This is a genomic window from Mycobacterium neumannii (genome assembly GCF_048452905.1).
Lineage (GTDB): Bacteria > Actinomycetota > Actinomycetes > Mycobacteriales > Mycobacteriaceae > Mycobacterium > Mycobacterium neumannii_B.
On sequence record NZ_JBCGVF010000007.1, the window covers coordinates 264,028 to 279,672 of the forward strand.

The window sequence follows — 15,645 nt, forward strand, 5'->3', positions numbered from 1 at the left end:
TGCCCGCCATTCTTAAGAAATCGCCTTAGTGAAATGCCGCGCTCACAGCGGTAGCCGGCGGTTGATCAGCAGGCTGGCCACCGCCGCCACGGCCGCGAACAGGGCGCCGAGCCGAAGCCAGCCGGTGGTGGCCTCACCGCGCACGGTCTCGTACCCGATCTGGTCCTGGAGGGTGTCGTAGACCTTGTTGAGTTCGTCGAGGTTGGACGCGGTGTAGGCCTCGCCGCCGGCGAGCTCTGCGATCTTCTCCATGCCCTCGTCGTCGACGGGCACCGGGACCCGCTCGTTGTTCACCTCGACCGACCCGTTCGGCGTGCCGAACGAGATCGTCGAGATCGGCACGCCCTGATCCTTGGCGGCCCGTGCCGCGGTGAACGCACCCTTCGGATTGTCGGGGTTGTTCGGCACCGTCTCCTTGCCGTCGGAGAACAGCACGATGTGCGCGGGCGGTGGCGTATCGCCGCCACCGATGACGGCGCCGACGGTGGAGATCGACGACAGTGCGGTGAAGATGGCCTCACCGGTCGCGGTCTTGTCGGCCACCTGAAGATTCTCGATGGCGCGCCGGCTCGCGTCGCGGTTGGTGGTCGGCGAGACCAGAACGTTGGCGGTCCCGGCATAGGCGATGACACCGAGGTTGATGCCCGGCGTGAGCTCGTCGACGAACTTCTTCGAGGCCTCCTGGGCCGCGGCCAGGCGGCTCGGGTCGACGTCGGTGGCGCGCATCGACTGGGAGACGTCGATGGCCAGCACCACCACCGCGCGGTTACGGGGAAGCCGTTGGTCGTGCGTGGGCCCGGCCAACGCAATGGTGCACAACAGCAGCGAGATCGCCAGCAGCACCGCGGGAACGTGACGCAGCGGGCTGGGCCGCTTGGGCGCGACGCTGTCGAGCAGCTCGGTGTTGGCGAAGCGCTGCAACCGCTTTCGCCGGGCGATCTGGGCGGCGGCGTACAACCCGGCCAGCACCAGCAGGACCACCACGAACAGGAGGAACCACCAGATGTGCTGAAAACCGGTGAGCGATAGCGGTCCCAGCAGTGGAACTGTCATCTCAGATCGTCATCCCTTGCAAATCAGTTCGGCAGACGACGGTTGATGAACAGGGCCGCCAGCGTCGCCATCGCCAGGGCCAGCGTTCCCAGCCGCAGCCACCCCACGCTCGCATCGCCGCGGATCGTCTCGTAGCCGATCTGCTGCTGCAGGTTGGCATAGACCTCTCGCAGCTGTTGGAGGCTCGACGCGGTGAACGCCTCGCCGCCGGACAGATCGGCGATCTTCTTGAGCATCTCGTCGTCGACCGGTACGGGCTGGCGCTGGTCGTTGATCTCGACGTAGCCGTACGGCGTGCCGAACGAGATCGTCGAGATCGGCACCCCCTGGTCCTTGGCGGTGCGGGCCGCGGTGTAGGCGCCCTTGGGGTTGTCCGGGTTCGACGGCACGGTCTCCTTGCCGTCGGAGAACAACACGATGCGCGCAGGCGGGGGTTCGTCGCCGCCGCCGATCACCGCCCCCACGGTGGCGATCGCCTGCAGAGCCGTGAAGATGCCCTCACCGGTCGCCGTGCGGTCGGCGAACTCCAGTTTGTCGATTGCGGCCTTGGTGGCCTCCCGGCCCGTGGTCGGCGACACCAGCACCGTCGCCGTGCCCGCGTAGGAGATCAAGCCCAGGTTTATTCCCGGGGTGAGTTCGTCGGCGAACTGTTTGGACGCCTCCTGGGCGGCTGCCATCCGGTTGGGGGCGACGTCGGTGGCGCGCATCGACTGCGAGACGTCCATCACGAGCATCACCACCGCGCGGTTGCGCGGAATGCGGACGTCGTGCGTGGGTCCTGCCATCGCCACCGTCAGCAACACCAGACCGATGACGAGCAGGATCGCGGGAAGATGCCGCCAGCGCGAAGGTCGTTTCGGCGCAACGCTTTCCAACAACTCCATGTTGGCGAACCGCAGCATCCGCCGATGCCGGGCCAGCTGGACGACCATGTAGAGCCCGACGATCCCGACCACCGCGAGCAGGAACAGAAAAAACCAGGCGTTTTCGAAACCCGACAGCGTCATGGGTCCGAGCAACGGCAATGTCATGTGCGCCTAATCATCTCGATATCAGGCGTGGCCCGCCAGCGCGCCACGCCTGCGGTTGGCGACGAACCGGACGACGTCGGCGATCCAGTCGCGATCGGTGCGCAGCGTCAGCAGCGGCGCATCGCATCGCCGCAACGTCCTGGCCACCTCCGCGCGGTGTGCCGCGGCCGCCCGCTCGAAGTCGTCGCGCAACTGCTCGTCGATGGTGAACTCACGGGTCACCCCGGTCTCGGCGTCCTGCAGCACCACTTCGCCGACCGCGGGCAGTTCGACGTCGCGCGGGTCGAGCACTTCGATTCCGAGCACCTCGTGGCGCCCCGCGATGGCCCGCAGCGGGCGCATCCAGTTGATCGGGCCGAGGAAGTCGCTGATGATCACCGCCATGCCACGGCGCCGCTCGGGCCTGCGCAACGCGTCGATCGCGGCGGCCAGGTCCCCGCGGACGCCGGCAGGCGCCTTCGGCATCGTCGCGATCGCGCGCAGCATCTCCTGCTCGTGCATCCGGCCCGACAGCGCAGGCACCCGCCGCACGGTGTCGCCGTTGGCGATGATCGCACCGATCCGGTTACCGCCCCCGCTGTTGAGGAACGTGATCGCCGCCGCGGCGGCCACCGCGAGATCGCGCTTCTCGCAGCCGGTTGTACCGAAGTCGAGGCTGGCCGACATATCGATCACGAGCCAGGTCTCGAGTTCGCGGTCGGCGATCATCTGCCGCACGTGCGGATGCGTGGTGCGCGCCGTGACCGACCAATCCATCCGGCGCACGTCGTCGCCGGGCTGGTAGAGCCGTGACTCCCCCGGTTCCGAACCCGGGCCGGGCAGCAGGCCGAGGTGGTCGCCGTGCAGCACGCCGTCGAGCTTGCGGCGCACCGTCAGCTCGAGCTTGCGCAGCGCCGCGCTCAGCGCGGGGTCACGGATCTCGCCGCGCTTCAGCGACGGCAGATCGACGGAGCGTCGGGAGCTGGTCACCGATTGCTGGCCGCACCAGCGGCGGCGGGCACGACGGGTGGCACCGAATGACCTTGCTGCGGAATGGCGTTCACCTGCGGCAGGGCCACGGTCTGCAGGATACGGTTGATCACCGTCTCGGCAGAGATCTCGTCGGCCAACGCGTCGTAGGTCAACACCAACCGGTGCCGCAGCACATCGGGGATGACCTCAACGACATCCTGCGGGATCACGTAGTCGCGTCCCCGCACGAGAGCCAGCGCGCGCGACGCCGCGATGATGCCCAGCGATGCGCGCGGCGAGGCGCCGTAGGCGATCCACGCCTTCGCATCGGGCATCCCGAACTTCTCGGGCTGACGCGTCGCGGTCACCACACGGACGACGTAGTCGACCAGCGCGTGGTGCACAAAGTTGTTGGCCGCCACGTCCTGCAGACGCAGCAGGTCGCCGGGCGCAAGGATCTGCTTGGGCTCCGGCGGCTTGACGCCCATCCGGTAGATGATCTCCCGCTCCTCCTCGGGCGACGGGTAGTCGATGTTCAGCTTGAACAGGAAGCGGTCCCGCTGAGCCTCGGGCAGGGCATACACGCCCTCCTGCTCGATCGGGTTCTGCGTGGCCATCACCAGGAACGGCTGGGGCAACGGGAACGTCTTACCGCCGATGGAGATCTTGCGCTCGGCCATGACCTCGAGGAGCGCCGACTGCACCTTGGCAGGGGCGCGATTGATCTCGTCGGCGAGCAGGAAATTGACCACGACGGGCCCGAGCTCGATGTCGAACTCCTCCTTGCCCACCCGGTAGATGCGGGTACCGACGATGTCGGTCGGTACCAGGTCGGGCGTGAACTGGATGCGGGCGAAGGTGCCGCCCACCACCTTGGCGAAGGTCTCGACGGCCAGCGTCTTGGCCACGCCGGGCACACCCTCTAGCAGTACGTGGCCCTTGGCGAGCAAACCGACCAGCATGCGCTCGACCAGTTGGTCCTGTCCGACGATGATGCGCTTGACCTCGAAGACGGCCCGCTCGAGCGTGTGGACCTCCTGCTGCAGACCGCCGTTCTGGGAAGCCGGGCCCGACGGTGCGGCGTGTGAGCCCTGGTATCCCTGTGCCGGTGCCTGGCCGGGGTAGCCTCCAGGCCCCTGCGACGGCCCACTCGGTGAGGTCATCAACGTTCCTTCCACATAACTCGCTGGTCAAAGCGGCGCAGGCCGGTCGCGGCCGCACGCTCGACGTCAACTATTCCAGGCACGGCAGAATCCGTCGACGCCGCCCGAAACGTTCAGCTTCGGCTCAGGCTCCGCTCAGGATTCGATGATGCGCGCCACATACGGCTGAAGGCCGGAGTGACGCACCGGGCCCACCGTGACCTTGCCCGCGCTGCCCGAGGACTCGAGCATCTGTCCGCCGCCCAGGTAGATGGCGACGTGCTGGCTGCCGCCGGGACCCCAGAACAGCAGGTCGCCGCGCTTGGCCTGCGACGTCGGCACCTTACGGCCGGTGTCGTACTGGTCGCCGGAGTACTTCGGGATCAGCACCCCGACCCCGGCGAACGAGAATTGGGTGAAACCCGAGCAGTCGAACCCGACGGTGTTGGCCCCCGAGTCGATGCCCCGGCTCGGGCCGTTGGGCTTGCCGCCGCCCCATGAGTACGGCACGCCCATCTGTGAGGCGCCGCGACGGATGACGTACTCGATCGCCTGCGGTCCGCGCACCCGGCCCGGCGCGACACTCGCCGTGGCCGCCTCGGGTGGCGCGAGACCCAGGGTGGACAGGAACTTGCGGCCCAGGCTCATCGTGACTTCGGTGGCCTGGGCGGTCGCCGCGAGCGACGCGTTGGCGATCGCGAGAGGATCGCCAGGGGCGCCGGCGCTGATCAATTTGGGCAGCGTCGGATCCCACTGGCCGTCTTCGGGTGCGGACGTCGCCGGCGTCGCCAGCCCGACGGTGAGCGCGACGGTCGCCACCAGCAGCGCACAACCGCCCAAGAACCGAATCAGCTTGACACGCAAAGTTTTCCTAACGTCTTTCGCTTCTGACCGCTCACCATTCGATGAGACGAGTCGCGTACGGGGTCATGCCGCTGGTACGTACCGGCGAAATCTTCACCACCGAACCCGTATAGGGCGCTTCGATCATTTGTCCGTCGCCGAGGTACAGCGCCACGTGCTGGCTGGCGTTGGGGCCCCAGAACAACATGTCGCCGCGGCGCATCTGTGACGTCGGGACCTTGCGCCCGGCGTTGTACTGGGAACCCGAATAGTGGTCGAGCTTGATGCCGACGCCTGCGAACGCGTAGAGCATCAGGCCCGAACAGTCGAAACCGACTGTGCCCGCACCGGAGTCGATGCCGCGGCTCGGTCCGGCAGCGTTGCCGCCGCCCCACGAGTAGGGCACGCCCATCTGCGACATGGCCCGCTTGATCACGAACTCGGTCGCCTGCCTGCCGTAGACGCGGGGAATCGCGCCGTTGTTGAAGGCCGGCGCGGCGGCCGGTTGCGGGAGGATTCCCAGCGACTGCAGGAACTTGCGACCGAGGTCCTGGGTCACCTGTGCCGAGGTCGACGCGATACCGAGAACCGCGTTGATGATCGCGATCGGGTCGCCGCTGACGAAGGCGCTGGGGATCGCGGGCAACGTCGGGTCCCACGGCGTGGCCCAGTTACCGGTGCCGGGGTCGACGCCCTGCGGGGCGCGGTCCCAGTCCGGGCTTTTCGGCGTCGCGGCGGCCGCCGGTTGCGCGGCAGCCCCCGCCGGTTGCGTCGGAGCGGCCTGAGTACGCGCCTCGGCGAGCTTGGTCTGCGCGGCCTTGCGCTCGGCGGCCAGCTTGTCGAGCTGAGCCTGCTGGGACTTGAAGGTCTCCTGCGCGTTGGTCAGAGCCGAAACCGCGGATTGCTGGCTGGCTTCGGCGTCGGCGACGGCCTTGTCGGCGTTCTGCTTGGCTAGCCGCGCTGCGGACTCGCGGTTGACCTGCTCGGTGCGGGCCCGCTGCAGATCGGCGATCACCTGCTGCGAGCTGATCGCCAGCGTCTGCCCTGCCGCGGCGGTCTTGATGACCTCGGCGGGATCGCCCGCGGTCAGGTAAGAGTCCGAGGGGCCGTTTACGTACGTCGCGGCGGCGAAGGAGTTGAACCGCTTCTGCGCCTGCTCGATCGCGATGTTGGCGTGCTCGACGCGCTGCCGGCTCGCGTCGACCTCACGCTGTGCGGCGTCGGCGTTGTCTCGGGCGGTCTGCACGTCGAGGATCGCCTTGTTGACGCTTTCCTGTTGCTGCTGAATCTCGGCGCCGAGATCCTGCAACTTCTGATCGGCATCGGCGACGGCGGCGACCAGCGCGGCGAGGCTGTCGGGGCTGCCGGGTTGCGCGAGGGCCAGGCCGGGCGTCGTGGACAACATGGCTGCCACGATCAGGGCCGCGCAGAACCGTCCACACGGCCGCGTAGCGGATGCGCCAGGTGTGCGTCTCATCCGACTCAGTTCTCCTATGGCTTCAGGCGAACGTGCGGACACATTCGTCACGGTGACTGTGCTCATTTGTCACACGATGCACATCTACAACACAGTTACCGATTGCACCGTACGTCACATCTGACGCCAAAGAAACTTAAGTCGCGAATTACAAGTTTGTAATTGAAAGAAGTGTTATCGGGTCGTGACTTCGCCCGTACCGGGGCGTTCCGCGGCCGCCCCAAAACCGTTGGCGCAGTGGGTTTTTAGGCGTTCTCGCGCGACGCTTGACGCTTGGCGCGAACCTGCAAAAGTCGCGTACCGATAACGGCGGCAACCACTCCCAGAACGACCACAATCGTCAATGCGGTCCACGGAAAGTGTGTTGCCGTCAGCTCACTGAGGAAATTCTGCGAACCCTGCACCGGACCGCGCCCTTCGGCGACGTCCTGGCCCGCCTCCAGTGTCATGCGGTCGAAGGTCGTACTGAAGGTGCCCGAGTCCGTCGGGCTGAGCACCAGCACCGTCGACCCGGGAAACGCCTCGCCCACCTCGGTCGCGACATCGCGCAGTGGCGTGTCGATCGGCGGGTTCTGGTTCACGACGACGATCTTCAGGTCGATGCCCTTCTGCTGGGCCTCGGCGACCACGTCGGGCAGACCCTCGTTTTCGGGTGTGGGCGAGGCGCTCACCCCGTCGTCGCGGACGTCTTCGATGACCAGGTTCAAACACGTGTCGACCGGCGTGGTCGCGGGGTCCATGCCCACGGGCCCGCAGACGTCGGGCGGGATGTAGGCCGGCAGTAACGGAATCACATGTGGTCCGAACACAGAAGAACCGTACGTGATGGGTACTCAGCAGAGTGACAGCACGCGCGGTGGGTACGAGACTGAGAACCGACCCTGACCGTTTTACAGGACAAGCGTACTGTTAGAGTTGTAACGCGGCCGTCACAGCCCGTCGGCTGCGAGAACTAGCCGGGAGTTGATGTGAGCAAAGGTAATACGGAAAATTCTTCCCCCAATTCTTTTGACGCCCGCGACACCCTGAAGGTCGGAGACAAGAGCTACGAGATCTACCGCCTCGACGCGGTGCCGGGTACCGACAAGCTGCCCTACAGCCTGAAGGTCCTTGCCGAGAACCTGCTGCGCAACGAGGACGGCGCCAACATCACCAAGGACCACATCGAGGCCATCGCCAACTGGGATCCCGACGCCGATCCCAGCGTGGAGATCCAGTTCACCCCCGCGCGCGTGGTGATGCAGGACTTCACCGGTGTGCCGTGCATTGTCGACCTGGCCACCATGCGCGAAGCGATCGCCGACCTCGGCGGTGACCCCGAGAAGGTCAACCCCCTCGCCCCCGCCGACCTGGTGATCGACCACTCGGTGATCGCCGACCTGTTCGGCCGCGAAGACGCGTTCGAGCGCAACGTCGAGATCGAGTACGAACGCAACGGCGAGCGCTACCAGTTCCTGCGTTGGGGCCAGGGCGCCTTCGACGACTTCAAGGTGGTTCCGCCGGGCACCGGCATCGTCCACCAGGTCAACATCGAATACCTGGCCAGCGTCGTGATGGACCGCGGTCGGGCGGGCGAAGCAGGGGCGGGTGAAGAGATCCGCGTTGCCTACCCGGACACCTGTGTGGGCACCGACAGCCACACCACCATGGTCAACGGTCTCGGCGTGCTCGGCTGGGGCGTCGGCGGTATCGAGGCTGAGGCCGCGATGCTCGGCCAGCCCGTGTCGATGCTCATTCCCCGTGTCGTCGGGTTCAAGCTGACCGGTGAGCGGCAACCGGGCGTGACGGCCACCGATGTGGTGCTCACGGTCACCGAGATGCTGCGCGAGCACGGTGTGGTTGGCAAGTTCGTCGAGTTCTACGGCGACGGTGTGGCCGAAGTGCCGCTGGCCAACCGGGCCACGCTGGGCAACATGAGCCCCGAGTTCGGTTCCACCGCGGCGATCTTCCCCATCGACGAGGAGACCATCAGTTATCTGCGCTTCACCGGGCGCAGTGAGGAACAACTGGCGCTGGTCGAGGCGTACGCCAAGGAACAGGGCATCTGGCACGACCCGAAGCAGGAACCCAAGTTCTCCGAGTACATCGAGCTGGACCTGTCCGACGTGGTGCCGTCGATCGCCGGACCGAAGCGCCCGCAGGACCGCATCGCGCTCAACGAGGCCAAGTCTGCCTTTCGCCGGGACATTCTCGACTATGTCGGCGACGACCAGCAGGAGGCGGAGTATTCCAAGCTCGACGAAGCCGTCGATGAGACCTTCCCTGCAAGCGATCCGGTGCGCAATACCGAGTACGCCAGCAACGGCGCGCCGCCCGGGCACGTCGAATCGGCGGCGGTTGAACCGGAGGGCCGGCCGAGCAAGCCGGTGACCGTGAAATCGGACGAATTGGGCGAGTTCGTGCTCGACCACGGCGCGGTGGTGATCGCAGCGATCACGTCGTGCACCAACACCTCCAACCCCGAGGTGATGCTCGGCGCGGCGCTGCTGGCCAAGAACGCGGTCGACAGGGGGCTGACCACCAAGCCGTGGGTGAAGACGACGATGGCGCCGGGCTCGCAGGTGGTCACCGACTACTACGAGAAGGCTGGACTGTGGCCGTATCTGGAGAAGCTGGGCTTCTTCTTGGTCGGCTACGGCTGCACGACTTGCATCGGCAATAGTGGCCCCCTGCCCGAGGAGATCAGCAAGGCCGTCAACGACAACGACCTCGCGGTGACGGCGGTGCTGTCGGGCAACCGCAACTTCGAGGGCCGCATCAACCCGGACGTGAAGATGAACTATCTGGCGTCCCCACCACTGGTGGTCGCCTACGCCCTGGCGGGCAAGATGGACTTCGACTTCGACAACGACTGCCTGGGCACCGACTCCGACGGCAACGAGGTGTACCTGCGCGACATCTGGCCGTCGCAGTCCGACATCAACGACACGATCGCCGATGCGATCAGCCAGGAGATGTTCACCAAGAACTACGCCGACGTCTTCAAGGGTGACGAGCGCTGGCGCAACCTGCCGACCCCGGAGGGCAACACCTTCGAATGGGCCGACGACTCGACCTACGTGCGCAAGCCCCCGTACTTCGACGGGATGTCGGCCGAACCTGAACCGGTGACCGATATCAAGGGCGCGAGAGTGCTGGCGCTGCTGGGTGATTCGGTGACCACCGACCACATATCCCCGGCCGGTGCCATCAAGCCGGGCACGCCTGCGGCGCAGTATCTCGACGAGCATGGCGTCGAACGTGCGGACTACAACTCGTTCGGTTCCCGGCGCGGCAACCACGAGGTGATGATCCGCGGTACGTTCGCCAACATCCGACTGCGCAACCAGTTGCTCGACGACGTCTCGGGTGGCTACACCCGCGACTTCACCAAGGACGGCGAGCAGGCATTCATCTATGACGCCGCGCAAAACTATGCGGCGCAGGATATTCCGCTCGTCGTGCTCGGCGGCAAGGAGTACGGTTCGGGTTCGTCGCGCGACTGGGCGGCCAAGGGCACGGGGCTGCTGGGTGTGCGCGCGGTGATCACCGAGTCGTTCGAGCGGATCCACCGGTCGAACCTGATCGGCATGGGCGTGATCCCGCTGCAGTTCCCTGAGGGCGAGTCGGCGGAGTCGCTGGGCATCGACGGCACAGAGACGTTCGACATCACCGGCATCGAAGAGCTCAACGAGGGTAAGACGCCCAAGACGGTGCACGTCACCGCGGCAAAGGAGGACGGCTCCAAGGTCGAGTTCGACGCGGAAGTGCGCATCGACACCCCGGGTGAGGCTGACTACTACCGCAACGGCGGCATCCTGCAGTACGTACTGCGCAATATGCTCGAGAACCAGTAGCTCGGAAGGGACAGCCGCGTTGCCCCGGGTGACCGACGACCACCTGGCGGCGCGTCGTCGGCAGATCCTCGACGGCGCCCGCCGGTGTTTCGCGGAGTACGGCTACGACAAGGCGACCGTGCGGCGGCTCGAGCAGACGATCGGGCTGTCGCGCGGCGCCATCTTCCACCACTTCCGCGACAAGGACACCCTGTTCTTCGAACTGGCCCGTGAGGACGCCGAGCGCATGGCCGATGTCGCCGCGCGCGAGGGGCTGGTCCAAGTCATGCGCGACATGCTGGCCGCGCCCGATCAGTTCGACTGGCTGGCCACCCGCCTCGAGATCGCGCGAAAGCTGCGCAACGATCCGGAATTTCACCGCGGTTGGGCAGAGCGGTCCGCCGAACTGTCGGTGGCCACGACCCAGCGGCTGCGCATGCAGAAACAGGCGGGCCGGCTGCGCGACGACGTCCCCAGCGCCGTGTTGCAGACCTATCTCGACCTCGTCCTCGACGGCCTGGTCGCACGTTTGGCGTCGGGGGACGATCCCGAAAAGCTCAGTGCCGTACTGGACCTGGTCGAGGCGTCACTGCGGCAGCGACGCGACCAAGAGACCGTGCGGCAGGGCGACTAGCGGCGCCTGCTGCGGTGGTTCGGACCCCCACGGCTGCGCATCGTGGTACCCGACTCACGCAGCATGCTGTGGATCGAACCGTACGAGCGTCCCGTGGACGCGACCAGAGTACGGATACTTGCCCCACCCTCGTAAGCACTCCGCAGCTCGTTGAGCAACTGGTCTCTCGACTTGTCCAGCTTCTTCATCAGCACCTCCCCGCTTCGATGCCCCGACGGATACCCAGCGTAGAAAGCGGTTACACACAGCGTTTGAAATTGGCCAAACGCTTCGCGTAATGGCCAAGCCGGGTCAAGCCAACTCGATCAGGTCGCGATAATCCTCGGACCAGTAGTCCTCGGTGCCATCCGGAAGCAGGACCACGCGTTGCGGTTCGAGCGCCTCGGCGGCCCCGGGATCATGGGTCACCAACACCACCGCGCCGACGTAGCTGCGCAGCGCATCGAGCACCTGCTCGCGCGATGCGGGATCGAGGTTATTCGTCGGCTCGTCGAGCAGCAGCACGTTCGCGGTCGACGCGACCAGGCCGGCCAGCGCCAGCCGGGTCTTCTCGCCGCCGGACAGCGTGCCCGCCGGCTGATCCAGCTGCGGTCCGCTGAACATGAAGGCGCCCAAGAGCCCGCGCAGATCCTGCTCGCCGGTGTCGGGCGCCGCGTGGCGGATGTTCTCCCACACCGTCGCGTTGTTGTCGAGGGTGTCGTGCTCTTGGGCGAAGTAGCCGAGCTTGAGGCCATGACCGGGTTCGAGTCGACCGGCGTCGGGCGTCTCCGTTCCCGCCAGCAGGCGCAACAGGGTGGTTTTGCCTGCACCGTTGAGTCCCAGCACCACTACTCGTGACCCACGATCGATCGCCAGGTCGACGCCGGTGAAGACCTCGAGTGAGCCGTAGTTCTTGGTCAACCCCTTGGCGACGAGCGGGGTTCGCCCACACGGCGCGGGGGTCGGGAACTTGATGCGCGCCACTTTGTCGGCGACGCGTTCCTCGTCGAGTGCGGCCATCATCCGATCCGCGCGACGCAGCATGTTCTGCGCGGCAACGGCTTTGGTGGCCTTGGCCCCCATTTTGGCCGCCTGGGTACGCAGCGCGGACGCCTTGCGTTCGGCGTTGGCGCGTTCGCGGCGGCGCCGGGCTTCGTCGGTCGCCCGGGCGTCGAGGTATTTCTGCCAGCCCATGTTGTAGACGTCGACTTCGCTGCGGACGGCGTCGAGGAACCACACCCGGTTCACCACGTCGGCGAGCAGATCGACGTTGTGACTGATGACGACCAGGCCACCGGGATGGTTCTGCAGGAACTCCCGCAGCCAGCCGATGGAGTCGGCGTCGAGGTGGTTGGTCGGTTCGTCGAGCAGCAGCGTCGTGCTCGAGCCCGCGCCGCTGTCGGAGGCGGCGAACAGGATCCGGGCCAGTTCCACGCGCCGGCGCTGCCCGCCGGAGAGTGTGCGCAGCGGTTGGGTGAGGACCCGCTCCGGCAGCCCGAGGCTGGCGCAGATCCGGCCGGCCTCGCTCTCGGCGGCGTAACCGCCCAGCGCGGCGAACCGCTCCTCGAGTTGGCCGTACTTGCGCACGGCCTTGTCGCGGGCGGCGTCGTCGGCGACTTCGGCCATCAGAAGCTGCTGCTTCTCGAGTTCGGCAAGCAGGGTGTCCAGGCCGCGCGCGGAGAGGACCCGGTCCCTGGCGAGCACGTCCAGGTCGCCTTCTCTGGGATCCTGTGGCAGATAACCGATCTCGCCGTTGCGGATGATGTCGCCCGCATACGGCTCGCCCTCGCCGGCGAGGATGCGCATCGTGGTGGTCTTACCCGCGCCGTTGCGGCCGACCAGTCCGATCCGGTCGCCGGGCTGCACGCGAAGCGCGGTCCCGTCGGTGGACAGCAATGTGCGCGCCCCGGCGCGGACCTCGAGGTCCGTTGCGGTGATCACGCTGTGCTGTCCTTACTTATCGTCGGTGAATGCGGGGTCTCGTTTTTCGGCGCGCGCCGCCACCGCTTCTTCGAAGTTGGCGGTGAGCAAACGGACGAACAGTTGTCCGAGACCCTCGGTTTGCATATGCCCTTCCAGGCTACCGGCGTCCAGTCCACTCCAAAGTGTGCGCTTGGTCAACTCGATTCCAGGCCGGGAGAACGCCGCAATGCGCTCCCCCATCTGGTAGCAAACCTCTAGCAGGTCCTCGCCGGGCACCGCGCGCGACACCAGGCCGATGCGTGCGGCCTCCGCGGCGTCGACGTCACGTCCGGTCAGCATCAGCTCGAACGCCCGCGACGTGCCGATGGCTCGCGGAAGCAGATAGGACAACCCCAGCTCACTGGCGGTCAGGCCGTTGTTGATGCCGGCCGCGCGGAAGTAGGCACCGTCGGCTGCCACGCGGATGTCGCAGGCCAGCGCCAGGCACAAGCCCCCGCCGATCGCGGCGCCGTTGACCGCCGCGATGACCGGCTGGTGCATCTTGCGCAGGGACAGGATGACGTCGTCGAGCACCTCCATCGAGCGCAGCGCGAACGTCGGCCGGGTCAACCCGTCGATGTGCGGCACGGAACCGGCCGACTTGTGATCCGCCCCCGAGGAGAATCCGCGGCCTGCACCCGTGAGCACGACCGCCCGCACCGAATTGTCGTAGGTCAGCTCGTCGAGCACCTTCTTGAGTGGAACCATGACGTCGAACGCCATGGAGTTCATCCGTTCGGGGCGGTTCAGCGTGACCAGCGCGAGGCCGGGGCGCGGTCGGTCGACCAGGACGAAGCCGCTCTCGTGATCGTCGGTGTTGTTGTCTGCGTGCTCGCTCACCCATGCACGCTATCGCGTGCGGACGATCACTCCGGCTGACCGTTGTCCTGCGCGGCGATCGCCGCGTCGATGTCGAACTCCTTGACGCGCTGAACCAGTTCCTCGAGGGCGGCCGGCGGCAACGCGCCTGCCTGGTTGAACACCAGCTTGCCTTTCTTGAACGCCATCAGCGTGGGGATGGACCGGATGTCGGCCGCGGCGGCCAGCTCCTGCTCGGCCTCGGTGTCGACCTTGGCGTACACCACATCGGGGTGTTGTTCGGAGGACGCCGCGAACGTGGGCGCGAACGCCTTACACGGGCCACACCACGACGCCCAGAAATCCACCAGCACGATCTCGTTGTCATTGATGGTGTTGTTGAATTGTTCGGCAGTGATGTCTTGGGTAGCCACGTTGATTCCTAACGCTGATGGTCAGCTGTCTGTTCCCAGCCTACGGACGGATACCCAGTTCAGTGCGGCCGCGCTCGAAGAATTCGGTGATCCGGGCGGCCAGAGTGTCGACGTCATGTGTGGCGTCGAGTGGATAAAGGGCCCCGAACGGCGCGTTCCAGAACGGACCCGTCCGCTGTTGCCACGGGCCGACGTACGCATACGGCGTCGGATGGGTTTCGTCACCGGCCGAGACCCCGTAGTTCACCGCGTCCTCGACGGCGGCGACGTCGAAGTGTTCCGGCCACAGCGTCGGATGCTGCTCCGGTAGAACATGTTTCAGCGCATATCCGCCGGCGTAGTGGGCACGCTGAAGCCACGCCGCGGCATCGGGATCGAGCTCGAGATCGGCGTCGGCGGGCAACGGGTCGACGATCCGGTAGACGCCGTCGGGAGGGCCGGGCGCCACACCGGCCGCCTCGGCGATGGCCTCGACTCGGCCGGCCAGCGGAACGCTGCCGTCCAGAAACACCAGGTCGGTGCCGTGCACCGACAGGGGTAGGGCGACCGCGGCGAACCCGTCAGGCCGAACGGCGAGCCTGATCGTGCCTGCGGACCGGTATTGCGGGCCGGCGATCAGGCTTTCGGCCACCCCGCGCAGTTGGCGGCGAGTGGCGACGTAAGGGTGCGTCATATCGCATCGAGCGTACGGACGCCGCGCGCCGAATCCGACGCCGCCTGTGCTAGACCGTGAAACCGAGCGCGCGCAGCTGTTCGCGGCCGTCCTCGGTGATCTTGTCCGGGCCCCACGGCGGGTTCCACACCCAGTTGATCTTCAACTCGTTGACCAGCCCTGCGCCGACCAGCGCTGTGCGCGACTGGTCCTCGATCACATCGGTGAGGGGGCAGGCGGCCGAGGTCAGCGTCATATCGATCAACGCGACCTTGCCCTGCTCCCCCTGCTCGACGTTGATCCCGTAGACCAGGCCCAAATCGACGACGTTGATACCGAGCTCGGGGTCGACGACGTCGCGCATCGCCTCCTCGAGGTCGAACAACAGTTCCTCGTTGGGTACTGCGGTGTCACTCATCCTGCCTCCTGAAATCTCTCCGATGCCTGTGACAGTGCATCTTTGAAAGCCATCCACCCCAGCAACGCGCACTTGACCCGCGCCGGATACTTCGCGACACCGGCGAATGCGATGCCGTCCCCGATGACGTCCTCGTCGCCTTCGACGGTCCCGCGCGAGGAGATCATCTCGCTGAACGCGGCGACGGTCTTGAGTGCGTCGCCGACGCTCTGGCCGATCACCTGATCGGTCAGCACCGATGTCGAGGCCTGGCTGATCGAACAGCCCTGCCCGTCATAGGAGATGTCGACCACCTGCTCACCGTCGTGGGACAACGCCACCCGCAGTGTCACCTCGTCACCACACGTCGGGTTGACGTGGTGAACCTGCGCGCCGTAGGGCTCTCGCAATCCGCGGTTGTGCGGGTGCTTGTAGTGATCGAGGATCACTTCCTGATAGATCTGATCCAGCCGCACG

16 protein-coding genes are annotated in these 15,645 nt (G+C 66.5%); 2 read left to right on the forward strand and 14 right to left on the reverse strand.

Features of this window, described 5'->3' with window-relative positions; translation table 11 throughout:
• Window positions 1-42: 42 nt before the first annotated feature.
• The 7 genes from AAHH99_RS21535 to AAHH99_RS21565 all read right to left on the reverse strand — a co-directional run bounded on the left by AAHH99_RS21535 (window position 43) and on the right by AAHH99_RS21565 (window position 7,306).
• Window positions 43-1,053 carry a VWA domain-containing protein gene (locus AAHH99_RS21535; RefSeq protein ID WP_418770516.1) on the reverse strand — a complete coding sequence of 337 codons (1,011 nt, stop codon included), beginning with the start codon at window positions 1,051-1,053 and terminating at the stop codon, window positions 43-45.
• A gap of 23 nt (window positions 1,054-1,076) precedes the next feature.
• Entirely contained in the window at window positions 1,077-2,084 is a 1,008-nt protein-coding gene (locus AAHH99_RS21540) for a VWA domain-containing protein (RefSeq protein ID WP_418770517.1), read from the reverse strand.
• 21 nt (window positions 2,085-2,105) lie between these two features.
• Complete coding sequence (locus AAHH99_RS21545; RefSeq protein ID WP_064406116.1) at window positions 2,106-3,053, reverse strand: DUF58 domain-containing protein; 948 nt, start codon at window positions 3,051-3,053, stop codon at window positions 2,106-2,108.
• Entirely contained in the window at window positions 3,050-4,198 is a 1,149-nt protein-coding gene (locus AAHH99_RS21550) for an AAA family ATPase (protein ID WP_064406405.1), read from the reverse strand. The genes AAHH99_RS21545 and AAHH99_RS21550 overlap by 4 nt, the downstream gene beginning before the upstream one ends.
• A 135-nt stretch (window positions 4,199-4,333) precedes the next feature.
• The gene (ripB, locus tag AAHH99_RS21555; protein WP_418770518.1) at window positions 4,334-5,041 is read right to left on the reverse strand and encodes an NlpC/P60 family peptidoglycan endopeptidase RipB; all 708 of its coding nucleotides are present in this window, start codon (window positions 5,039-5,041) and stop codon (window positions 4,334-4,336) included.
• 31 nt (window positions 5,042-5,072) lie between these two features.
• Complete coding sequence (ripA, locus tag AAHH99_RS21560) at window positions 5,073-6,497, reverse strand: NlpC/P60 family peptidoglycan endopeptidase RipA (protein WP_418770519.1); 1,425 nt, start codon at window positions 6,495-6,497, stop codon at window positions 5,073-5,075.
• A 245-nt stretch (window positions 6,498-6,742) separates the two neighbouring features.
• On the reverse strand, window positions 6,743-7,306 hold the full coding sequence (locus AAHH99_RS21565) for a DUF6676 family protein (protein ID WP_418770520.1): 564 nt from the start codon (window positions 7,304-7,306) through the stop codon (window positions 6,743-6,745).
• Window positions 7,307-7,465: 159 nt separating this feature from the next.
• Here AAHH99_RS21565 and AAHH99_RS21570 point away from each other — a divergent pair, with 159 nt between their 5' ends.
• Both AAHH99_RS21570 and AAHH99_RS21575 read left to right on the forward strand, forming a co-directional pair.
• Window positions 7,466-10,333, forward strand: a complete 2,868-nt coding sequence (locus tag AAHH99_RS21570) for an aconitate hydratase (protein WP_418770521.1) — start codon at window positions 7,466-7,468, stop codon at window positions 10,331-10,333.
• Window positions 10,334-10,352: 19 nt separating this feature from the next.
• Window positions 10,353-10,946: a TetR/AcrR family transcriptional regulator gene (locus tag AAHH99_RS21575; RefSeq protein WP_418770522.1), complete on the forward strand. Its 594-nt coding sequence runs from the start codon at window positions 10,353-10,355 to the stop codon at window positions 10,944-10,946.
• Here the strand turns inward: AAHH99_RS21575 and AAHH99_RS21580 are convergent.
• From AAHH99_RS21580 to sufU, 7 genes are all read right to left on the reverse strand, one after another.
• Complete coding sequence (locus AAHH99_RS21580) at window positions 10,943-11,134, reverse strand: helix-turn-helix domain-containing protein (RefSeq protein WP_064348432.1); 192 nt, start codon at window positions 11,132-11,134, stop codon at window positions 10,943-10,945. The genes AAHH99_RS21575 and AAHH99_RS21580 overlap by 4 nt on opposite strands.
• A 103-nt stretch (window positions 11,135-11,237) precedes the next feature.
• Window positions 11,238-12,866: an ABC-F family ATP-binding cassette domain-containing protein gene (locus tag AAHH99_RS21585; RefSeq protein WP_418770523.1), complete on the reverse strand. Its 1,629-nt coding sequence runs from the start codon at window positions 12,864-12,866 to the stop codon at window positions 11,238-11,240.
• 12 nt (window positions 12,867-12,878) lie between these two features.
• Window positions 12,879-13,727: an enoyl-CoA hydratase gene (locus AAHH99_RS21590; protein ID WP_418770524.1), complete on the reverse strand. Its 849-nt coding sequence runs from the start codon at window positions 13,725-13,727 to the stop codon at window positions 12,879-12,881.
• 26 nt (window positions 13,728-13,753) lie between these two features.
• Entirely contained in the window at window positions 13,754-14,119 is a 366-nt protein-coding gene (gene trxA / locus AAHH99_RS21595; RefSeq protein WP_064395502.1) for a thioredoxin, read from the reverse strand.
• 40 nt (window positions 14,120-14,159) lie between these two features.
• Entirely contained in the window at window positions 14,160-14,792 is a 633-nt protein-coding gene (locus AAHH99_RS21600; protein ID WP_418770525.1) for a hypothetical protein, read from the reverse strand.
• A gap of 49 nt (window positions 14,793-14,841) precedes the next feature.
• Window positions 14,842-15,189, reverse strand: a complete 348-nt coding sequence (locus AAHH99_RS21605; RefSeq protein ID WP_064395500.1) for a metal-sulfur cluster assembly factor — start codon at window positions 15,187-15,189, stop codon at window positions 14,842-14,844.
• Window positions 15,186-15,644 (reverse strand): Fe-S cluster assembly sulfur transfer protein SufU, encoded by a 459-nt coding sequence (sufU, locus tag AAHH99_RS21610; RefSeq protein ID WP_418770526.1) that lies wholly within the window; start codon window positions 15,642-15,644, stop codon window positions 15,186-15,188. Before sufU ends, AAHH99_RS21605 begins: the two co-directional genes overlap by 4 nt.
• Window position 15,645: the final 1 nt, after the last annotated feature.